Source organism: Vibrio cincinnatiensis (assembly GCF_022113815.1).
Classification (GTDB): domain Bacteria; phylum Pseudomonadota; class Gammaproteobacteria; order Enterobacterales; family Vibrionaceae; genus Vibrio; species Vibrio cincinnatiensis_A.
In genome coordinates this window covers 395,915-417,335 of sequence record NZ_SGOM01000001.1, presented here as the reverse complement: position 1 = coordinate 417,335, position 21,421 = coordinate 395,915, and the positions used below count along the sequence as shown (strand labels likewise).

Genomic DNA, 21,421 nt, shown 5'->3' with positions numbered 1-21,421 from the left:
GGATTAACTGCGACAATGTGCTGTCAATCCATTTAAGATAATCACCATGAAATTGTTAGTTAGAAACCTTGCTCGCACGACAACAGAACATGAGTTACGAGTGCTCTTTTCCGATTTTGGCCAAGTCACGGAATGCACATTAGTCCTTGACCAAGAAACCGGACTCTCAAAAGGCTTCGCCTTTGTTACTATGCCCAATGATGAAGAAGCAAAGTCGGCCATCACAGCCCTTAACTTAACCCTGTTTGCGAAAAGTAAAATTCGCGTAAAAAAAACTGATTAATCTTTAAGTAGAACGGGAGTCTCTCGTTCTACCCCCTCTATATCACCCGTTAGATCAAATAGTTAATCTCTATATCCTTGCTTTGTATCACCATATAGATGCATATCTCTAAATAATTAAAAATAATCCTAGCTATTTAAATCACTCCGTGTATAGTAGCTATCGGCTCTTAAAGAAGAGTTGTTAATGTAAATTCAGTGTAAGTTTAGTGTTATACAAGTCACGAAATCTTTCGTTATACCTGTGTCAACTGCACCTAGATCGACCATTCAGCTTATCTCGGCCAAAAACTCATTCAATTAACACTTAAGATATTTAGAGGTGACTATGTCTGGTAAAATGACTGGTACAGTAAAATGGTTCAACGAAACTAAAGGCTTTGGCTTCATTTCTCAAGACAACGGTGGTAAAGATGTATTCGTACACTTCAACTCTATCGTTTCAGAAGGCTTCAAAACTTTAGCTGAAGGTCAAAAAGTGAGCTTCAACGTTGAAGAAGGCAAAAAAGGCCCACAAGCGACTCAAGTAACCGCTCTGTAAGCATTAAACGCCAATAATTCCCAAACGCAGTGCTGAGGCACTGCGTTTTACTTTTATTCTAAGATGCTAATTTCATCCCAATAATCCCTAATGCAATCAACCCTAAGCTCACAGCTTTAACCAGACTAAATGGTTCCCCCAAAAAGATTTGGCCAACGAGCGCTGTTCCAACAACACCGATTCCAACCCATATACTATACGCCAATCCAAGTGGCAAAGTTTTCAACGATAAGCCCAGTAAAACAAAACTTACCACTAAGCAAGCTAATGTAATCATTGAAGGAATAGGCTTACTAAACCCTTCTGTATATTTAAGGCCTGTTGCCCAAGCGACCTCACTCAAACCAGCAATAAAAAGAAGAACCCAAGCCATCACTATGCCCCTATCTATCAATATGGGGCCGTCCCCGAAATGGAAATAGAGCGGTAAGGTCGTCCTTACTTCTTACGGTTTGGCAGAGTAACAAAAAACCTCCTCTTACCCAAGTTTTATCAAAGACAATTGAATATAGGTTGATTTGTGTCAGCTCAATGTCATCCAATTTAAGCTAACATGAACAGAAGTTAACACTGAATGATAAAGAAACAGCAGAATTATCCTACAAAAAGTTACGATTAACCTCCCATTCACCTCTAACATCCTCTTTTCCCACAAAACAAATGTAAGAATATATTACAAATAAAATCCATCATTTATTTTGATAATTTCACAAAAACACACAATTCATGCCAATATCTTGATGTGTAGATAATAATATTATTTTTTTAACCAATTGAAATATAACAACATTATTATATTTTTAAAAATTCATCGATCACGGAGAACTAGAAAAAAAACACATATAACGAATGGAAACATCACATAATGTAAGATAAGAAAACAAAAAAACAACACATATTTCTTTTCGGATTTTTTCGTTACATATAAAAACATTTCGAGTAGGAGATTTCTGAAGTATTATTTTCATCGAAAAATAAGTCCCTATGGAAAGAAGACTAGAATCGCTAAAATGAAAAGCATAAATAATATAGAATATATCAACAATACGGATATTCACGAACCATATATTAAACCCATCTTTAATAATAAGCATGAACTAACTGGTGGCGAAATAGTCATTAATACTTTTTCAAAAGAAAAGCGTTTAATTTCTTTGAGCCAAATGGCCAATATAGAAAATTGTAGTAATGATAGCTTCATCACTACAAAAAATTTTCTTGAGTCTATTATATATAACTTCATCACCCCTCATGATGTGAGTGAGTTTAACTTATACATTAATATTAATGAGCTTTTCCTAGCTTGCAGCAAACTAAAAGAATGCTTATATGGATTTTGTAGCATATTGACTAAACGAGACAAGAACCTCGTTATCTCCTTGGTTATTAATGATAAAAGCACTTTTGCTAATGGATGTGCTCCGTATGGAAAAGTACTACGGCTTTTCCGTCAACTTGGAGTAAAAATTTGCATTAGAAGCTATACAGGTGACGTATCTAATTTACATTATCTGAGTCAATATAATATTGATTCGATTGTAATAGATAGGAAGTTCATCAGTGCATTGATTGATAACAATGAGAAACAAATAAGGCTAAAAAACATCGTTAGCATGGCTGAAGAGAATAAGATAAAAATCGTAATAAATGGTATCGATACTATTTTACAATATGCGATCACATCTAAATATCGAAAAGCTTATTTTCAAGGAAAATTACTGTGTAAAGCAATGTCATTAGAATATTTTAAGTTACAAGTTTTTGAACGTAACTTAAAAGTTGTTTAATACAATAACTACCCTCAATGAAGGGAATCCCTAAAAATAAATACTATAAATGAGGACAGTACAATGTCGAACATATTAGGCATGATTTTAGCCGGCGGAGAAGGTTCCCGCTTAATGCCCCTAACTAGTACAAGAACAAAACCTGCCGTTCCTTTTGCAGGAAGTTATCGTCTGATTGACTTTGCATTAAATAATTTTATTAACTCAGATTTAATGCGCGTTTATGTACTTACGCAATTTAAATCACAATCACTCTCCCAACATATGAAAAAAGGTTGGAACCTTTCCAGCATTACTGGGCATTTTATTGATGCCATTCCTGCTCAGATGCGTGATGGGAAACGTTGGTATGAGGGAACGGCGGATGCTATCTATCAGAACATCCGCTTTATTGAGCTGCAACGTCCCGATCATGTCTGCATTTTTGGCTCTGATCATATCTATAAGATGGATATTCGCCAGATGTTGGATTTTCACAAAAGAAATGCTGCGAGTTTGACCGTCTCTGCAATTCGAATGCCTATCTCGCAAGCCTCTCAATTTGGTGTGATTGAAGTAGACGAAAACTATAAGATGATCGGCTTTGAAGAAAAACCTGCTCATCCTAAATCCATCCCTGGAGAACCAGATTGGGCACTAGTGTCAATGGGTAACTATATCTTTGAGACAGAAACGCTATGTAATGAGCTAAGAACCGATGCAAATAATGAACAATCTTCGCATGATTTTGGCAAAGACATCATTCCAACCTTATACCCAAGCGGTAATGTTTATGTCTATGATTTTGCAACGAATATCATTGCAGGGGAACATTCATCCTGTTACTGGCGAGATGTCGGTACGATCGGTTCTTACTGGCAATCACAAATGGATTTGTTAGCCAAAGATCCGCTCTTTTCGCTGTATAACCCACGCTGGCCAATACACACTTACTATCCGCCGCTTTCACCAGCAACATTTGTAGACGTAGGCAATAACAAAGTAGAAGTTACTGACAGTATGATTTCAGGTGGTAGTTATATTCAGGGTTCAAAAATCCATAAGTCGATTTTAGGCTACCGTACCAATATTGCTGAAGGCTCAATGGTTAATGAGTCCATTATTCTAGGTGATGTTAAAATTGGTGCTGGTTGCATAATTAACAAAGCCGTTATTGATAAAAATGTTGAGATTGCACCGGGGACAATTATTGGTGAAGATTTGGAACTCGATAGACAACGTTTTACCGTTTCAGAAGAAGGTATTGTTGTCATAGCAAAAGGATCGCGAGTCGGATTCTAACCATAAAATGGGTGGGAATATACCCACCCATTTTGTTATGAGCATCGAGACCAAGGTATTCGATAAAGTAGTAATGCTCCTAATAATAAAGTACACCCCACCACTTTGTTAAACGGCATGTCTTCCTGGTAAATCCAAACGCTGAATAACAATGTCCACACCGGCTCCAACAACATTACGATAGCGGCATTAGAAGGATGTGTATTTTTTTGCCCAATGGTTTGCATTAAATAACGCAAGCTGGTTGCCAACAACACACTGAATGCAAACCACTTCCATGTGACTAAGCTAATCGTCTTCGGCCAAGCTTCAAAGAAAACCGACAATATTAACCCTAAGCAACCCGCCATCAACAACTGTAATGTAGTTAGTAGCATGCTTGGTAACGTCGCTGAATATTGACTATTAAAATTAAAATGCAAAGCCAGTCCAAAAGCAGCAATAAGAAACCATAGCTGATTGGGAGCGATGTGCCATGCACCATTCCAAGAGAGTAAGAATAGCCCACAAACAGCCATCGGTAATGAAATCCAAAATGATCGATTAGGCTTCAGCCCAAATAAAGGCCATGCCAACAGTGGAACAAACAGCATAGATAGGCTCATGATGAACGCCCCTTCCCCCAACGTTGGGCTGATTGAAATCGCATATATCCAACAAAAAATTGAACCGCCCAAGAAGAAACCGACACCCATCGCACGAAAACAGTCCTGCCATGTCGCTTGTTTAAAAGCAGAAAAACAAAAAGGAGCCAAAATGAATGCCGCAGTAATAATGCGTAAGCCAATGAAACCAAATGGAGGTAAGCCTTCGATCGCTTGCTTTGAAAACACCCATCCGGCCGCCGCAAGCACAGTTGTAATGATCAAAATTAGTTCAGCACGTAAATGAACAAACATAGTAAAGGTCTGAGCCTTCTTTTAGTTAGGGAAAGTGAATTGTGCGACAATTCTCTCGGCAGCACCACTCTTCGCTCAAGTTTGTTTATTCGTTATCATCTCGATAATGCATTATGACTATCTAAAAATAATAACAAAATAAGACCATTCAACTAAGAACCACCAAGAAAAACAGAATAAAAAATCAATAAAAATGCTTTATCCCGGTTTTATCCTATTTCAAATAGACAATAAAACAGTGTATTTAACTAGTTAGTCAAAATGATCATATAGTCTATTTATGGTAGCTTAACCAGAATTAAGATTTAAATATGGTTTAAATTTAAGTGAAAGAATCTATAAACGTGCCAAATTGCAGCACTACGAATAATTCATCAACGTGGAATACACATGATACGTATTGGACACTGAGCTTATTTGGTACTGCCGTTGGCGCTGGGATTCTTTTTCTACCGATCAATTTAGGATTAGGGGGATTTTGGCCTTTAGTGATCTTAGCGGTTCTTGCCTACCCTATGACCTATTTTTCCCATCGAGGCTTGGCTCGCTTTGTGCTCTCTTCTCAGCATAGCCAAGGAGATTTTACCGATGTTATTCAAGAGCATTTTGGCGTAAAAGCCGGACGAACCATCTCTTGGCTCTATTTCTTATCCATTTTTCCTATTTTACTGATTTACGGAGTTGGTTTAACCAATACGGTTGAGAGCTTTCTTGTTCACCAAGCTGCCATTACTCCGCCGCCTCGCACTTTGCTTTCTGGGCTTTTAGTGTTAATTCTCTTCTCTATTATGCTCGGTGGAGAAAGAATAATGCTGCGCACTTTTGCAGTGATGGTCTATCCTTTAGCCGCAATCTTGCTCATCTTATCAATTTACTTAATTCCACGTTGGAACCTACCTTCTCTAGCACTGCCAGAGTTGACTAAATTTACTCAAACCTTATGGTTAGCAATTCCAGTAGTTGTCTTTTCATTTAGCCATGCTGCTGCCATATCAAGCTTTTCACATACACAACGTCGCCACTATCAAAGGCGAGCACTGATAAAATCAGAGCAAATTCTAAAACGAACCAGTTTATTACTTATTGCCTTCGTCTTATTTTTTGTCTTCTCGTGTATTTTTACGCTTTCACCAGAGCAATTAGTCGAAGCGAAAGAACAGAATGTATCCATTCTCTCCTACCTTGCTAATGTTACACATAACCCATTGATTGGCACATTGGGCCCATTCGTTGCCTTTATTGCGATCACTTCTTCTTTTTTAGGGCATTTTCTTGGCGCAAGAGAGAGCCTCAATGGATTAATCACTAAGCACACCCCTCTTTCTTACCCGATTGCAGATAAAATCGGCATTGTATTTCTCTTTTTTACGATTTGGTTAACAGCCATCCTAAACCCGAGCATTCTTGGAATGATGGAAGCACTATCTGGCCCAATAATTGCCGTAATTCTGTTCATCATGCCAATGGTCGCCGTATACAAAGTGTCGTTTTTACATATTTATAAAAAGAATATCAGTACCTATTTCATTTTTGTTAGTGGTGTACTGGCTGTTTCCGCCCTACTTTTTCGGCTATTCAATTAGTAACCCGCCGAAACTCCCCCCCCCCCACACAAATAAAGCCAACCCCAAAATATAACTAGGGTGGATTGGATTAGAAAATATATGGCATAGACCGTGTTGACGAATAATTAACCAAGTTCTACCTTATTATGTAGTCTTGATCACATTCGGAGGTCTATCAATGAAACGTACTAGCCCCAGTTATCGTCTTCAAATGATCAAAGAAGTCGCTAACCGCCACCAATCCCCTGCCACAGATCCTATGGCCAACTATATTCAAACTCTTCTTAGCACAAACAGTGCTCATTCAGCACAAAAACAAGAGAAAAAGCGTGCCTTTTCTGGCCTCCATTTTGATGAGCACGCTGGAGGATGGGTAAGCGATCGTTGGGTATCAAAATAATTCATTTTGTGGGTCATCACATTCAACATTAAGTGAGTGTTCAACTTTATTAGCCCGTTTTTTACGCTGATAACGTTGACGACAAAGATGAATTACATGCAATTGCTGAGCAGGGGTCATTTCTAGCCACGTAAAACGTTCTTCTCTTTTACGCATGCAACCTTGGCAATACCCCTTATCATCGACAGCACATATGCCAATACACGGACTCGGAATGTGGAAAAACTCTAACTGCTCCATAGAGGCTCCTTATCGTTTCCTATCGGCTAATTGACGGTGGTGAATACTCGCCAATGCATTAAAAATTCTATGACTCTACGCTGACAAAAACAGTGTTTTATTAATTATACTAGCAACGTTTTCCATATTGGGAGTATTGATAAATGAAGCTTAGTTCAAAAAACTTATTAGCGGCAATGGCACTACCTATCCTTGTGACTGCATGTGTAAGTAACGGTGATCAAGTACAAGTCACTGCGGACGATTTACAACACCATAATTGGCAGTTAACGCATATTGATGGCCAAGAATGGGTGAAGAGCGAGCATTATGATGCACCTCGTCTTGAAATCGGTGAAAAAATGATGGCAAGTGGTAATGCCGGTTGCAACAACTTTTTTGGTCAAGCTGAACTAAAAAATAACCAGTTCCGTATTGAAAAAATGGGCATGACCATGAAAATGTGTATTGGTGATGTGATGGATACTGAACAAGCGGTTTCCCAATCACTCTCTGATTGGAACGATGTTACGGTTTCAGAAAATACATTAACATTAAAAAATGATGTTCATACACTCACCTTTACTCTAAGTGATTGGGTCCAATAAGATTAAGTAAGATGGCAGCTTATGCTGCCATTTCTCATTCTCTCTCTCATCTTACTGTTCCAATATTCAGATATCAGTTACATTATCGATAAGATTTTTTCCCATTTTTCATCCATAATAAGTGATAAATCATTACGTTAATTAGGATAATTATGAGAAAGCTGATCATATTCGGTCTCACTTGCCTGCTCTCATTTTTTACTCAAGCACAAGCTTGGCAAGAAGTTGTTGAAGACGCTAAAGGACAAACCGTCTACTTCCATGCATGGGGCGGGAGCCAAGAAGTGAATCAGTACCTCCGCTGGGCGGCACAGCAACTCAAGGCTCAATATGGAATAAACCTTGTTCACGTCAAAGTGACCGATATTGCAGAAACAACCAGTCGATTAATTGCGGAAAAAACTGCAGGACAAAATGACTTAGGAAGTGTCGATTTAGTCTGGATCAATGGGGCTAACTTTAAGTCTCTGAAATCTAATCAACTATTATATGGGCCTTTTGTTCAACAACTTCCAAACTGGCAGTTGGTCGATCACACGCTTCCCGTTTATGAAGATTTTTCAGAACCTACTGAAGGTTTAGAAGCGCCGTGGGGAGTTGGGCAGCTCGTTTTTATTCATAACTATCAATTATTGAATAATCCGCCACAAAGCTTTGCTGAGTTATTAAGTTATGCAAAAGCCTTTCCTTATCGAATCACTTACCCTCGCCCACCTGAGTTTCATGGTGTCAGTTTTCTAAAAGCCCTATTAATCGAACTAACCCAAAATGATCCATCACTCGCTTTACCTGTTGATGAAGCCTCTTTCCCTATCATCACTAAACCGCTATGGGATTATCTGGATACACTCCATACCGTTGCATGGCGTAGTGGAAAACAATTTCCTTCCGGTTCTGCAGAAATGGTTCAATTGTTAGATGACGGACAGATTGATCTCGCCCTAACGTTTAACCCCAATGCCGTCTATTCCGCACAAGCATCAGGAAAATTATCGACTAAGACAAAAAGTTACGCGATGAAAATGGGGGCTCTGACCAATATTCACTTTTTAGCCATTCCTTGGAATGCCAGCGCTCAATCTGGCTCACTCGTTACTATCAATTTTTTACTCAGTGCTAAAGCTCAATCTCGTAAAGGTGACTTAACTCTCTGGGGAGATCCTAGTGTTATCCAACCTCAATACCTCACAGATACAACACATCATTCACAGCGTTTTCCCTCTATCGCTGAACCACATCCTAGCTGGCAAACTGCGCTCGCGGAAGCATGGCAGAAACGTTATGGCTTAGCAAAGTAGTCGCTATTGATGTTTTTACGCTTTGGTTTTTTAACCATTCTTTTGATTTGCATCGCGCCTATCATTCCCGGAATTCTCGGGTTGGTAAGTTCCGCTTTTTCTTATATTCCGGCCTTAGAGCTTCATCAAGTTAACCTATCAGGTTTTATTGAACTTACAGATTGGGCTGGGATATCTCATTCATTATGGCTATCGACAAGCTCTGCTTTACTGAGCACTTACCTTGCATTAACCATAAGCTTTGCTATTTTATCGACCTTCTGGAACCAAAAACGCTGGTACCACGTTGAAAATTTGCTCTCGATTTTACTGGCTTTCCCTCATGTCGCATTTGCCATTGGTTTTGCGTTTCTGTTTTCTCCAACGGGGATTGCCGCTCGACTTATGCACGCCATCACGGATAACTTTCTGAGTACTCAAAATAGCACGTGGTTGGTTCATGATCCGTATGCATTGGGGCTAACCCTTGCGCTCACCTTTAAAGAGGTGCCATTTCTGCTTTTCATGAGCCTGCCCGTTTTACAACAGTTAAACGTGTCTTCAGTACTTGCGACAGGTAGCTCATTGGGCTATTCACCACAACAAACCTGGCAAAAGCTTATCTTTCCTCAATGGTTGAGCAAAATGCGCTTTCCTCTTTTTGCCGTCATTTGTTATGGCACCTCAGTAGTCGATATGAGCTTAATTTTAGGACCCAATACACCACCAACCTTTGCTGTACTGGTCTGGCAGTGGTTTTCTGATCCTGATTTACAACGATTACCACGTGCGGCAGCAGGGGCCATGTTATTAATGTTTACTGCGACAGGAATGTTGGGTGTCATCACCATCATCGAATATTTCATGCTCCGGATTTATCGCCGCTGGATGTGGTCTGGGCGGCATGCACACGGGTTAGCAGGTAAACTGCTATTAGGACTATTGGCTAGTGCTTTCCTGCTCATGGTTCCACTCATGTTGATCTGGAGTTTGACTCAACGCTGGCCATTTCCCTCGCTCTGGCCGCAAAAATTCAGTTTGCAGTTTTGGCAGTTAGAGTGGCCAGCTCTAGCACCTACCCTCTATAACAGTATTGAGATAGCCTTTATCAGTGGTAGCTTAGCACTGATTTCTGCACTCCTTGTTCATGAATACCGTTTAAAGGCTAAGCATGCACTGCCTACCTACATTTTGTTACTACCATTATTAATTCCACCGATTTCATTATTGTTTGGCTTGCAAATAGTCACTTTGTTCTTTTCCGTACACAGTTATTGGCTATGGACGATCTGGGGACATCTGTTTTTTGCTTTTCCTTTTGTTTACCTCGCCTTAGCTGGACCGTGGAAAAGCTACCCAAACAACTACAACAAAATAGCTGAGAGCCTTGGCAAGGCATCGTGGCAGATCTTTTGGCAAATTAAAATGCCACTTCTTCTTCCGGCTATCGGTTATGCTTGGGCCGTCGGAGTGAGTGTCAGCTTGGCACAATATTTACCAACATTGATGCTCGGAGCCGGACGAATCACCACCATCACTACGGAAGCGGTCGCCCTATCCAGTGGTTTTGACCGACGAGTGATCGCCATTTATGCATTGTGGCAAACACTGCTGCCCTTTATCTTTTTCTTACTCGCCATTGTGGTCAGTCGGTTTTATTCATACCAACGACATGTTAAGCCTTACAGAAGTGAAATGTTATGAGTTTTTATCTGCATCATTTATCTCTCCATCATCGTACTGGTGAAGCACTGTTAGAATCATTTAACCTGAGCATATCCATAGGGGAGATCGTCAGCCTTATGGGCCCTAGTGGCTGTGGGAAATCGACATTACTCAACCTCATCGCAGGTCATCTTGATTCTGCTTTCACTTTTTCGGGAGAGATAATGCTCGATGGATGTCGCTTAAACTCTCTCCCTCCTTACCAACGGAACGTTGGATTACTATTTCAAGACGACTTACTGTTTCCTCATCTACGTATATGGGAAAATTTAGCCTTTGCACTCCCTAACACGATAAAAGGTCAACAAAGAAAAGAAGCGGCATTACACGCACTGGCAGACGTCTCATTAACCTCTTTAGCGAATGCTTTTCCTCAGCAAATCTCTGGTGGGCAAAAAGCAAGAATCAGTTTACTGCGTATGCTGCTGGCAAAACCTAAGCTAGCCTTGCTTGATGAACCATTTAGTAAACTGGATAAAACTCTGCGTTATCAATTTCGTGACTGGGTATTTGAACAACTGCATCACTCGCAAATTCCAGCCTTAATGGTGACGCATGATGAGGAAGATGTGCTTCACTGTGATCACATGATTCATTGGCCTAAGGAGATACCTCATGCTTGATCGCTACACTGTTCCTGCCATTCGGTGGCCACTCTCTAAACTCGCGCACGTTCTAGACTCCATCAATATCACTGCCAATCAAGTAACATTATTTGGCTTTGTCCTAGGGTGTTTAAGCCTACCAGCATTGGTTCTTGAGCAGTATTTATTGGCGTTATTATTGATTCTAGCAAACCGGATTTGTGATGGGCTGGATGGGGCAGTTGCTCGGATACAAGGCTTAACCGATGCGGGAGGTTTTTTAGATATTAGCCTCGATTTTCTTTTCTATGCGCTGATTCCTTTTGGCTTTGTCCTCGCCAACCCAGAAAATAATGCTGTTGCTGGCGCGTTTTTGATTTTTTCATTTATCGGTACAGGCAGTAGCTTCCTTGCTTTTGCTATCATGGCCAGCAAACGAGACATCACAAACCCAAGCTATCCACATAAATCTCTCTATTATATGGGTGGGTTAACGGAAGGAACGGAAACTATCGTCTGTTTTGTGCTGTTTTGCTTGTTTCCTGACGCGTTTTCCTTAATCGCTTATCTATTTGGCTTTGCCTGCTGGTTAACCACCCTAACTCGCTTATATTCTGGTTATCATACTCTGGTTCAAGCCTCAGCCAATGAAGGGAAATGTCCCCATTAACTAAAGACCAGTGCTTTTAATGCAGCTTCATTATCAATGTCGGCAAACTCTGACGGATTTTCTAATCGGTATTGAAAGTTCAGTTGTGGCGCTTCTTGTTTCATTCCATCAATTAAAAAATCACAGCTAACCATAGGGGAATTGACACACGCAAGCACTTGCCCTTGCTCAGCCAATAACTCAGGCAAGCGACGTAATATGCGCTGATAGTCTTTTGTTAGTGCAAAACTGCCTTTTTGAAACGAGGGTGGATCGATAATGATCAAATCATAAGGACCTGAATGAGTGATTTTCCGCCACGATTTAAAAATATCGTACCCCAAGAAGTCTACCTGATTTAAATTGTGCCCATTTAGCTTATGATTCTCCCGACCTTTGGCCAGTGAGCCTCTCGCCATATCAACATTGACGACTTTATCCGCTCCACCTTCAAGCGCTGCAACAGAAAAACCGCACGTATAAGCAAAGAGATTTAATACCGTTTTCTGCTTAGCTTGAGAGCGAACCCACTCTCGACCTAAACGCATATCCAAGAACAACCCCATATTTTGGTTAGTTCCAACGGTCAACTGATACGATAAACCGTTTTCCTGCACAATAGGATGCGAATCTAACTCACCGATAATCACTTGTGAAGGTGCACCATTGGCATAACGGTGCTGTAATAAAACGCACTTCCCAGCTTTCTCTTGCCACAATGGGGAATCAGTCAATGCCTCTAAGCCTTGAGTTAAAGCCTGTAAGTACTCCATATCCACTTCTTTGTACAATGTCACCACCAATTGGCCTTGTAACCAGTCTGCAGTTAGTTGCTCTAATCCTGGCCATTGACGACCTCGCCCATGAAACAAACGGCGAACTTCATTGGGCGTCTTTTCCAGTTGTTGATGTAATTCTGTAAAAAATTCTTTTAATGCAGTGATATTCATAAATTATTCATTAGATAGTGAAGGCCAAATCAATAACCAAGGTGTCAGCCAAGAATCAATGCCTTGACTCACTGAAGGATGGTTCCATTTCTCACCGAGGCGATCATGTTGTCTGGGATCGCAGACAAATTCGAAACGCTCCTCTTGGTAAGAAAAACGCAGAGCAAACGCATGTAAATACCCTCGATCGGCTTGGCTACTGGGACTATAGATAGGATCGCCAATAATTGCTGAACCCATCGATTTTAAAGCCACTCGAATTTGATGGGTTTTACCTGTATGCGGTTTACACAAAAATAATCGCTCACCCGGTTGCGCAGGCAAAGAGAAAAACTGTGTGCGGGCTGGATTTTCCTGCGAAGTTAATAATTTCCAACTCGCCCGACGTGACCGTTGCATATCACCACTGATCAAGCCCTGTTTTTTTTTCGGTTTACTGCTACCTATCGCTAAATAAAATTTTTCCACCGTTCGCTGAGCAAACGCAAGCGAAAGTAATCGAGCCGCTTCAGGATTACGAGCCAATAATAAAAGCCCTGATGTCATTTTATCTAGGCGATGAACCAAATAGAGTTGATGATCTCCACTCTGTTTAGCGACTTCTTGTAGCAACATCACCTCACCATCATCTTTATGAACAGAGACATTGGGATGCTTAATGATCACTAAAAAATCATGATGTGTGTAGAGAATGTCAAACATGATGCTCTCTCAAATAGGCCGCATTATACAGAAATCTCCCTCTCCGTCCTCAATAAATAAAGAGGAGATAAAACGGTAAAACCGCCCCAAAAGGCGGCTTTACCGTTTTTATTAAGCGAATAGCACGACTTACGCAAAGAAAACCATCAACATTAAGGCTGGGCAAACAATACGAACGTAAAGCGGCCAGATTTTCCAAAACCAGCTATGTTCAATTTCTGGATAACCTTGCTTTAACTCTGTCAAAATCTGGTTACGATTCCAAATCCACCCTACGATAAGAGTAATTAATAACGCAATAATTGGTTGAGAGTAAACGGTCGTAACCTGAATCACTAAACCAAATAGACTTGAGAAATTAAAGACCACCACACCTGAAACCAATGTCACTAAACCGCCTATCCATAACACTGCAGTAGTCCGAGTTTGTTGCAACTCTTCGATAGCGCACGCCACGGGAACTTCCAACATAGAGATAGAGGATGTCAGCGCCGCAATAATCATTAATAGAAAAAAGACTAAACCAATAAGAGCGCCAACCGTCCCCATAGTTTCAAACATGGCGGGTAATACGGTAAAAACTAACGTATCTGAATTAAGTAACTCACCAGATGGCGAGAAGATTTCAACCCCATTATGCTTAGCGACAAACATGGCAGGCAAAATCATTAACCCAGCAATAAAAGCCACACCTGTATCCAGCAATGCAACTTGAGCGGCAGTTTTGGGTAAATTGGCTTCTTTTTTTAGATAAGAGCCATAGGTGGTCATCACGCAAACACCTAAAGAAAGTGAAAAGAAGGCTTGCCCCATTGCACTTACCACTAATTGTGGGCTCAGATGTGAAAGGTCTGGAACCAAATACATCTTCAGACCATCCCATGCACCTTCTTGCGTAAAGATATAGGCCGTCAGTAAACCAAAAAGAATAAATAATAGAGGCATTAAGCGTGTTGACCACTTTTCAATACCATTGGCTACCCCATTTCTGACCACAACCATGGTCAGAATCATAAAGGCCACCATCAAAATCAAATTGCGTTCCGTCGTAAAGCTGGTTAGCCAATGGCTAGCCGTTTTCATCCCAATTAAATCAAAGCCGCTACCAAGCAATGAACCGACCAACCAGCCCGCAACTATGGCGTAAAAGCTTAAGATCAAAGAGACAACGATCATACCGACAATACCTAAGAGGATTGCCCCTACCTTTCCTTGTGGCCATACTGCTCGAAACGAACGAATCGGGTTGGATTGCCCATAACGACCAATCGTTAACTCGGCCACTAACATAGGAAATGCCAGTAAAAAGACCATCAGTAAATAAACAATCAGAAATACCGCGCCACCATTGCTGGCTGCCTGCGTAGGGAATCCCCATACATTGCCAAGCCCGACCGCGGAGCCCGCAGCGGCCATGATAAAACCAAATCGTGAAGAGAATTGGCCTCGAGAACTACTCGCCATTGTCTTTATACCACTAGATTGTATTAATGCTTACAGTGCAGACTTAACTGTATATATATCTGTACAGTTATAAAAAAACCAAGTCACACCAAGAGGGGTAGCAAGTAGAACAGTTTAAGCATAAAATTGGAAGCCCAGACTTATTAATTTTGAGGCTTACCACGCCTTTTGTAGATTATCTGATGCTTTTATCAGCGAATATGTTTTATATTCGTCTTAGAATGTTCGAATTAAACCAGTTTTATGCGTTTTCTGTTTCATATCCAACTCTCCCCCTTTCTTATCTGATGCTTTCCCTTTACTATCCAGACTGACAATCATAGGTATCAATGTGGATATGGATAAGATTTATCATTTTTTAACCCTCGCAGGCATTGCAATCTATTGGCTATTGGTTGCGGGGATTACTTTACGTGTGGTCTTAAAACGTAGAGCTGTGAGTGTTTCTCTCGCTTGGTTAATGGTGATTTACATTCTCCCCATCGTCGGAATTTTATGTTACTTCCTGTTTGGTGAACTTAATTTAGGTCGCAAGCGAGCTGAACGCGCAAAAGAAATGTTTAAGCCATTTGGCGAATGGTTCCTCAACCTGAATGATTGCCAAGCCCATTTACCCGAAACGATGGGTGCTCATATCTATAAAATCGATAAACTCTGTAACCACCGAATGGGCATTCCTGCGCTTAGTGGCAATACTTTATCACTGCAAAACTCCCCCCATGAAATTTTGCATTCCATCATTGAGGATATCGAGCAAGCTCAACACAACATCCGCATGGAATTTTACATCTGGTATCCAGGGGGGTTGGCGGATGCCGTAGGCTCAGCGTTAATTCAAGCAGCTAAACGAGGCGTGGATGTTAAATTGTTACTCGATTCAGCTGGCAGCCCTCGTTTTTTCCGCAGCCACTGGTATCAAATGATGCGTACCGCAGGGATTCATGTGGTGCAAGCATTAGAAGTCAGTCCTTGGCGTATCTTTTTACGTCGGTTAGATTTGCGTCAACATAGAAAAATTATCGTCATTGACGATACCATTGCCTATACCGGCTCGATGAATATGGTTGATCCCGCTTTTTTTAAACAAGATTCGGGCGTCGGTCAGTGGGTCGATATTATGGTGCGCATTTCCGGGCCAACCGTGAATGTTTTATCTGCGATTCATTGTTGGGACTGGGAAGTTGAAACAGGGGCTCGTATGCTACCCAACATCCCAGAGTGCCAATTGGATGTGAACATCCCACAGCATCCTGTACAAGTTGTGCCTTCTGGGCCGGGAATGCCTGAAAATCTGATTTCCCAAGTATTGACCTTAGCGATCAATCAAGCGAATGAATCGGTTCGTATTACGACTCCCTATTTTGTTCCTAGTGCTGATCTGCTAGCAACATTAAAGATGACCGCACAGCGTGGCGTGAAAGTTGAATTGATCATCCCGCAAAAAAATGACTCATTTATGGTGCAATGGGCCTCACGAGCATTTTACGGAGAACTGCTTCAAGCTGGCGTGATAATTCATGAGTTTCATGGGGGGTTATTACATACCAAATCGGTTGTGATAGACCGACAGTTCTGTTTAGTCGGTACCGTTAACCTAGACATGCGGAGTTTATGGCTCAACTTTGAGGTGACTTTAGCCGTTGATGATGAAGAATTTACTCAGCAACTCTACTGGCAGCAAGAAAACTACATTAAACAGTCGCAAGAAGTGAGCTATTCCCTTTGGGAAACACGCTCACTCGGCCATCGCTTTCTAGAACGACTTTTTTACCTATTCAACCCATTACTTTAATCCCTAAGGCACTCTATTGAAGCAAATTATGACTTGGGGGTTGCATTGACCTACACCTCCATGTTTTAAATAACTTCTTCATCATTCAGACAAGGATAATTCATGTCAGAAGGCAAAAAGACTCAGCTTGTCACGGCTGGGCGCAATAAGAAATGGACGCAAGGTACCGTTAACCCGCCTGTACAGCGAGCCTCAACCGTTGTATTTGATAGTGTCGCCGAAAAACATCATGCTACCGTAAACCGAGCAAATAAGACGCTGTTTTATGGCCGCAGAGGAACCACCACTCATTTTGCTTTCCAAGAAGCGATGACCGATATTGAAGGCGGAGCCGGCTGTGCGCTCTACCCTTGTGGGGCTGCGGCCATCAGTAATACTCTTCTTTCTTTTGTTCAGTCTGGTGATCACTTATTAATGGTCGATACCTGCTATGAACCGACACGTGATTTCTGTAATACCATCTTGAAAAAATTTGGGGTGGAAACGACCTATTATGACCCCATGATTGGAGAAGGTATTCGTGCATTAATCCAGCCGAACACTAAAGTACTATTTACTGAATCCCCCGGCTCCATCACGATGGAAGTGCAAGATATTCCGACCTTAGCGCGAATTGCTCATGAACACAGTATCATCGTTATGATGGATAATACTTGGGCTGCTGGGGTTAACTTTTCAGCCTTAAAATATGGCGTGGATATTTCGATTCAAGCAGCAACAAAATACATCGTCGGACACTCCGATGTGATGCTGGGTACCGCTGTAGCTAAAGCCCCCTTCTGGGATCAACTCCGTGAGCAGAGTTACTTAATGGGCCAATGTATTTCGCCCGATGATGCTTACTTAGCCCTACGCGGGTTAAGAACTTTAGATGTTCGATTACGCCAACATGAACAGAGCAGCCTAAAAATCGCACAGTGGCTAGCACAGCATCCACTGGTTGATCATGTTCGTCATCCTGCACTAGAGGATTGCCCTGGGCATGAATATTTTCAGCGAGATTTTACTGGTGGTAATGGTTTATTTTCTGTGGTGTTAAAAACAAGTCATCCACGAGCAACAACAGCACTACTCGATGGTATGCAGCACTTTAGTATGGGTTATTCTTGGGGGGGCTTTGAAAGCCTGATTTTAGCCAATGAGCCGAAAAGCTTTGACAGCCTACGGACAGTGGCTAAGCCCAATTTTACAGGAACGCTCATTCGTTTACACATTGGATTAGAAGAGATCGATGACTTAATCGCGGATCTAGATCAGGGCTTAGCTCGTTATCAAGCCGTTTTGACCGAATAAAATTATTTATCGATAATGCAGAAAGAAAGAGCTCCTATGGCATATAAAATGCCCTCGGGTGGCTCATGGTATTCATCCAGTAAGAGCGCTAACGCGCTCTTAGTTATTTAGCGATGAGGGCAATGCAACAAATGATCATTGACCATCCCTACCGCCTGCATAAAAGCATAGCAAATCGTTGGGCCAACAAATTTAAACCCATGTTGCTTTAAGTATTTACTCATTGCCTGAGACTCTGTACTCACACTAGGAATTTGTTCCCCATCCTGCCACTGATTTAAAATTGGGGCTCCACCAACAAATGACCACAATGCCTGGCTTAAAGATCCATATTCTGCTTGCAATGCCAGCGCTGCTCGCGCATTAGAAAAAACAGAACTAATTTTCCCTCGATGTTTCACCACATCAAATTGAGAAATAATAGCATCAATACATGAATCATCCCGACTGGCCAAAAGCGTGAGGTCATAATCCGAAAATGCTTGCCGATATCCTTCTCGTTTCTTAAGGATGGTAAGCCAACTGAGCCCTGCTTGTGCCCCTTCCAGCGTTAAAAACTCAAACAAAGTACGGTCATCATAAACGGGTTTTCCCCACTCCGTATCATGATAAATACGGTCCAGTGGGTGCGTAATCGTCCATGCACAGATCACAGGTTGATTCATTAGAAACCCTCTATTTTTTATCCATTACAATTGGTTAAACCGGCGATGAACAGTAAAAGTTTCTGAAGTAACATAAGCCTCTATCACTCGCACCTTCTGTTCAACCTGATTTAAATCCGTCTCTAAAGTGGCAAGAATACGCTGTGCACTTTCTCCTTGCATCCAAGCCTTATCTTTCAAAGTATGTGAACGCATCGAGCGCAACTCATCACTATATTGAGGTGGCTGTTTTTCTAGCATCAAAGAAAGGGCGATGTAAGCGATCAAAACCAAAGCAAAACCACCTAGTAACGCAACCGTAATGGCAAGAATGCGCACGAGCCACACCTCCACCCCAAAAAAGTTAGCAAAACCGGCGCAAACACCGGTGAGTTTACCATTGACCGGATCCCGGTACAGTTCACGATGATTCATACTATCCTCTCCACGTCGGGGCTTCTTTATCCAGAATTTTCTCTAATGTCTCTACCCGCTGTTGTAGTCCTTTCGCTTGTTCTGATAGGGTTTGTAATTGTTGGTATTCTTCCTCAGACAAACCACTGTCTACTTTTCGTTTACTCCGATAATGCAACAGTAACCATAAGGGGGCAACAAAGATAAGAAAAACCACCAAAGGTCCCGCGATAAAAAATGAGGCCATCATTTATTCCTATTCAACCGGATGTTCGATTGCATCCATAATCCTGTCAGAGCTGACTGCTCTCTGAATAATGTTATTCTGATTTTAGCTGCTGCTTGAGCTTTGCCAATTCCTGGTCGATTTCATCCTGAGCTTGTAATTTTGCAAACTCTTGATCTAATGAACGACCTATATTTGACTGCGCATAAAGATCCGCTTCTGCTTCCAATTCGTCGATTTTCCTTGAATATTGAGCAAACTTTGCCAAGGCTTCATCACTACGATTGGTATGCAAATGCCGTTGTACACTACGGCGGTTATTGGCCGTTTGACTACGAATAGCTAAAGCTTGCTGCTTCGCCCGCGTCTCTGTCATTTTACTTTCCAGTTTAGCAATTTCACCCGTCAGTTTTTCAATCGTCTCGCTAACTAAACTTTGCTCGCTGTGTAAACTTTGTAAAATATGCTGTAATTTTTGTTTTTCGATCAACGCTGCACGGGCCAAGTCTTCTCGTTGTTTGGTTAAAGCTAACGTGGCTTTTTCTTGCCAGTCAGCCAATTGCCTTTCAATGGTCTCTATTTTACGTTCTAACTCTTTTTTATCTGCCATTGCTTTCGCAGAATTGGTTCTCACCTCAACTAAGGTGTCTTCCATTTCTTGAATAATCAACCGAATCATTTTTTCAGGATCTTCGGCTCTATCGAGTAATGCGCTGATATTAGAATTAATAATATCGGCAAATCGGGAAAAAATACCCATAACACACTCCTTCAGATAATCATAAGTAAATACCGTGACATGCTCCAAAGAAACCAATAAGAACGATTCAATGGAATTCAATGCAAAATATTTTCAACAATCATGCCATTATTTATTCTCTTATTTTTCAATAAATTATAATCACCATCCTACTTCACCCTTATTATGCTATGATGAAAATTACCAATAATTGGTTTAATTCACCGACGCAAGGAATGACACATGCAACAGCATACTTTAATTGGCGAATCCCCAGCTTTTCTCGCAGTGCTGGATAAAGTCTCTCGTCTAGCGCCGATTGAACGCCCCATACTGATTGTTGGTGAACGAGGAACCGGTAAAGAACTGATCGCTCAACGATTACACTATTTATCCAAGCGCTGGGAACACCCTCTCGTCACATTAAACTGCTCAACATTAAGTGAAGGGTTACTGGATTCTGAATTGTTTGGACATGAATCAGGAGCCTTTACTGGAGCCAAACAGCAGCATCAAGGTCGTTTTGAACGCGCAGAAGGTGGCACCCTCTTTCTTGATGAACTCGCTACAGCACCGCTCGCTGTACAGGAAAAACTGCTACGTGTTATTGAATATGGACAATATGAACGGGTCGGTGGCAGTCGATCCTTGAATGCCAATGTTCGCATCATTTGTGCGACTAACGAGAACCTACCAAACCTTGCTCAACAAGGACAATTCCGTGCCGATTTATTGGATAGGCTCGCCTTCGATGTTATCGCTTTACCCCCTCTTCGCCACCGAAAAGAGGATATTTTATTACTCGCAGAAACCTTTGCGATGAGAATGTGTCGAGAATTAGAACTCCCTGTCTTTGTTGGGTTTACTGAACACGCTCAACAACGATTATGCCAGTACCTCTGGCCTGGCAATGTGCGTGAACTTAAAAATGTGGTTGAACGGGCCGTCTATCAACATGGACAAGCACCAACGGCCATCCATGACTTAATTTTTGACCCCTTTATGGAAGCCAATGCCATGGCAGAAAATACTTTTTCGGATGCCAATCAAGGAACAAGGGAAACTCTTTCTCTCCCCCTAAACTACAAACAGTGGCAGACCGAACAAGATAAATCATTACTACAACTGGCACTCAAACGCGCTCAATTTAATCAGCGGCAAGCAGCACAATTACTGGGATTGAGCTATGATCAATTCCGTGGCATGGTACGAAAGTATCAATTGCTTTCATCAGAGAAACATGATCCACTTCAGGGAGAACAGACAAATGATTCATAAGCTGACCTTTTCATTTGGCCTTGTTCGGTAAAGAATGGTAAATTAAGCGGATTTTGAGGCACAAGCTATCTCGCTTAGCCTTGTTGCTCACAGATAGACTTC

The 21,421-nt window shown here is 41.4% G+C and carries 24 protein-coding genes; 14 read left to right on the top strand and 10 right to left on the bottom strand.

All coding sequences use genetic code 11. The annotated features are described in order from the left end of the window. Positions 1 to 46: 46 nt before the first annotated feature. Both EXA13_RS01900 and cspE read left to right on the top strand, forming a co-directional pair. A complete protein-coding gene (locus EXA13_RS01900; protein WP_238131610.1) occupies positions 47 to 283 on the top strand; it encodes an RNA recognition motif domain-containing protein in 237 nt (78 codons plus the stop codon). A 327-nt stretch (positions 284 to 610) separates the two neighbouring features. Then, positions 611 to 823, top strand: a complete 213-nt coding sequence (gene cspE, locus EXA13_RS01895; protein WP_078924645.1) for a transcription antiterminator/RNA stability regulator CspE — start codon at positions 611 to 613, stop codon at positions 821 to 823. A gap of 58 nt (positions 824 to 881) precedes the next feature. On the opposite strand, the gene EXA13_RS01890 is transcribed toward cspE, so the two are convergent. Then, positions 882 to 1,196, bottom strand: a complete 315-nt coding sequence (locus EXA13_RS01890; RefSeq protein WP_238131609.1) for a DMT family transporter — start codon at positions 1,194 to 1,196, stop codon at positions 882 to 884. Positions 1,197 to 1,833: 637 nt separating this feature from the next. Between EXA13_RS01890 and EXA13_RS01885 the strand changes: the two genes are divergently transcribed. Continuing rightward, on the top strand, positions 1,834 to 2,610 hold the full coding sequence (locus EXA13_RS01885; protein ID WP_238131608.1) for an EAL domain-containing protein: 777 nt from the start codon (positions 1,834 to 1,836) through the stop codon (positions 2,608 to 2,610). 45 nt (positions 2,611 to 2,655) lie between these two features. Then, positions 2,656 to 3,891 (top strand): glucose-1-phosphate adenylyltransferase, encoded by a 1,236-nt coding sequence (glgC, locus tag EXA13_RS01880; protein WP_346346942.1) that lies wholly within the window; start codon positions 2,656 to 2,658, stop codon positions 3,889 to 3,891. A gap of 35 nt (positions 3,892 to 3,926) precedes the next feature. Here glgC and EXA13_RS01875 read toward each other — a convergent pair whose 3' ends face one another. Beyond that, positions 3,927 to 4,790 (bottom strand): DMT family transporter, encoded by an 864-nt coding sequence (locus tag EXA13_RS01875; RefSeq protein WP_238131606.1) that lies wholly within the window; start codon positions 4,788 to 4,790, stop codon positions 3,927 to 3,929. 326 nt (positions 4,791 to 5,116) lie between these two features. On the opposite strand from EXA13_RS01875, the gene EXA13_RS01870 reads away from it, so the two are divergent. Both EXA13_RS01870 and EXA13_RS01865 read left to right on the top strand, forming a co-directional pair. Beyond that, positions 5,117 to 6,373, top strand: a complete 1,257-nt coding sequence (locus tag EXA13_RS01870) for an aromatic amino acid transport family protein (protein WP_430794452.1) — start codon at positions 5,117 to 5,119, stop codon at positions 6,371 to 6,373. A 160-nt stretch (positions 6,374 to 6,533) separates the two neighbouring features. After that, complete coding sequence (locus EXA13_RS01865; protein ID WP_238131605.1) at positions 6,534 to 6,755, top strand: hypothetical protein; 222 nt, start codon at positions 6,534 to 6,536, stop codon at positions 6,753 to 6,755. Here the strand turns inward: EXA13_RS01865 and EXA13_RS01860 are convergent. Next, positions 6,747 to 6,995 (bottom strand): DUF1289 domain-containing protein, encoded by a 249-nt coding sequence (locus EXA13_RS01860; protein ID WP_238131604.1) that lies wholly within the window; start codon positions 6,993 to 6,995, stop codon positions 6,747 to 6,749. The two genes, EXA13_RS01865 and EXA13_RS01860, sit on opposite strands and share 9 nt — an antisense overlap. A gap of 143 nt (positions 6,996 to 7,138) precedes the next feature. Between EXA13_RS01860 and EXA13_RS01855 the strand changes: the two genes are divergently transcribed. The 5 genes from EXA13_RS01855 to EXA13_RS01835 all read left to right on the top strand — a co-directional run bounded on the left by EXA13_RS01855 (position 7,139) and on the right by EXA13_RS01835 (position 11,838). Continuing rightward, entirely contained in the window at positions 7,139 to 7,582 is a 444-nt protein-coding gene (locus EXA13_RS01855; protein WP_238131603.1) for an META domain-containing protein, read from the top strand. 152 nt (positions 7,583 to 7,734) lie between these two features. After that, positions 7,735 to 8,880 (top strand): ABC transporter substrate-binding protein, encoded by a 1,146-nt coding sequence (locus EXA13_RS01850; RefSeq protein WP_238131602.1) that lies wholly within the window; start codon positions 7,735 to 7,737, stop codon positions 8,878 to 8,880. Between the two features lie 9 nt (positions 8,881 to 8,889). Next, positions 8,890 to 10,563 (top strand): ABC transporter permease, encoded by a 1,674-nt coding sequence (locus EXA13_RS01845; protein ID WP_238131813.1) that lies wholly within the window; start codon positions 8,890 to 8,892, stop codon positions 10,561 to 10,563. Beyond that, complete coding sequence (locus tag EXA13_RS01840) at positions 10,560 to 11,207, top strand: ATP-binding cassette domain-containing protein (RefSeq protein ID WP_238131601.1); 648 nt, start codon at positions 10,560 to 10,562, stop codon at positions 11,205 to 11,207. The genes EXA13_RS01845 and EXA13_RS01840 overlap by 4 nt, the downstream gene beginning before the upstream one ends. Beyond that, positions 11,200 to 11,838 carry a CDP-alcohol phosphatidyltransferase family protein gene (locus EXA13_RS01835; protein ID WP_238131600.1) on the top strand — a complete coding sequence of 213 codons (639 nt, stop codon included), beginning with the start codon at positions 11,200 to 11,202 and terminating at the stop codon, positions 11,836 to 11,838. The genes EXA13_RS01840 and EXA13_RS01835 overlap by 8 nt, the downstream gene beginning before the upstream one ends. On the opposite strand, the gene EXA13_RS01830 is transcribed toward EXA13_RS01835, so the two are convergent. The 3 genes from EXA13_RS01830 to EXA13_RS01820 all read right to left on the bottom strand — a co-directional run bounded on the left by EXA13_RS01830 (position 11,835) and on the right by EXA13_RS01820 (position 14,933). Next, a complete protein-coding gene (locus EXA13_RS01830) occupies positions 11,835 to 12,767 on the bottom strand; it encodes a class I SAM-dependent methyltransferase (RefSeq protein WP_238131599.1) in 933 nt (310 codons plus the stop codon). The genes EXA13_RS01835 and EXA13_RS01830 overlap by 4 nt on opposite strands. Positions 12,768 to 12,770: 3 nt before the next feature. Continuing rightward, positions 12,771 to 13,469 carry a TIGR01621 family pseudouridine synthase gene (locus tag EXA13_RS01825; RefSeq protein ID WP_238131598.1) on the bottom strand — a complete coding sequence of 233 codons (699 nt, stop codon included), beginning with the start codon at positions 13,467 to 13,469 and terminating at the stop codon, positions 12,771 to 12,773. 129 nt (positions 13,470 to 13,598) lie between these two features. Continuing rightward, the gene (locus tag EXA13_RS01820) at positions 13,599 to 14,933 is read right to left on the bottom strand and encodes a sodium-dependent transporter (protein ID WP_269135224.1); all 1,335 of its coding nucleotides are present in this window, start codon (positions 14,931 to 14,933) and stop codon (positions 13,599 to 13,601) included. A 337-nt stretch (positions 14,934 to 15,270) separates the two neighbouring features. Between EXA13_RS01820 and cls the strand changes: the two genes are divergently transcribed. Further along, entirely contained in the window at positions 15,271 to 16,725 is a 1,455-nt protein-coding gene (gene cls / locus EXA13_RS01815; RefSeq protein WP_238131597.1) for a cardiolipin synthase, read from the top strand. A 102-nt stretch (positions 16,726 to 16,827) separates the two neighbouring features. After that, positions 16,828 to 18,018: a cystathionine beta-lyase gene (locus tag EXA13_RS01810; protein WP_238131596.1), complete on the top strand. Its 1,191-nt coding sequence runs from the start codon at positions 16,828 to 16,830 to the stop codon at positions 18,016 to 18,018. A 107-nt stretch (positions 18,019 to 18,125) separates the two neighbouring features. On the opposite strand, the gene EXA13_RS01805 is transcribed toward EXA13_RS01810, so the two are convergent. The 4 genes from EXA13_RS01805 to pspA form a co-directional block, all read right to left on the bottom strand. After that, on the bottom strand, positions 18,126 to 18,683 hold the full coding sequence (locus EXA13_RS01805) for a DNA-3-methyladenine glycosylase I (RefSeq protein WP_238131595.1): 558 nt from the start codon (positions 18,681 to 18,683) through the stop codon (positions 18,126 to 18,128). Positions 18,684 to 18,707: 24 nt separating this feature from the next. After that, entirely contained in the window at positions 18,708 to 19,097 is a 390-nt protein-coding gene (gene pspC / locus EXA13_RS01800) for an envelope stress response membrane protein PspC (protein WP_238131594.1), read from the bottom strand. Position 19,098: 1 nt separating this feature from the next. Further along, on the bottom strand, positions 19,099 to 19,323 hold the full coding sequence (pspB, locus tag EXA13_RS01795; protein WP_238131812.1) for an envelope stress response membrane protein PspB: 225 nt from the start codon (positions 19,321 to 19,323) through the stop codon (positions 19,099 to 19,101). Between the two features lie 73 nt (positions 19,324 to 19,396). Then, positions 19,397 to 20,062 (bottom strand): phage shock protein PspA, encoded by a 666-nt coding sequence (pspA, locus tag EXA13_RS01790; RefSeq protein ID WP_238131593.1) that lies wholly within the window; start codon positions 20,060 to 20,062, stop codon positions 19,397 to 19,399. A 222-nt stretch (positions 20,063 to 20,284) separates the two neighbouring features. Between pspA and pspF the strand changes: the two genes are divergently transcribed. Next, the gene (gene pspF / locus EXA13_RS01785) at positions 20,285 to 21,319 is read left to right on the top strand and encodes a phage shock protein operon transcriptional activator (protein WP_238131592.1); all 1,035 of its coding nucleotides are present in this window, start codon (positions 20,285 to 20,287) and stop codon (positions 21,317 to 21,319) included. The last annotated feature ends 102 nt before the right edge of the window (positions 21,320 to 21,421 follow it).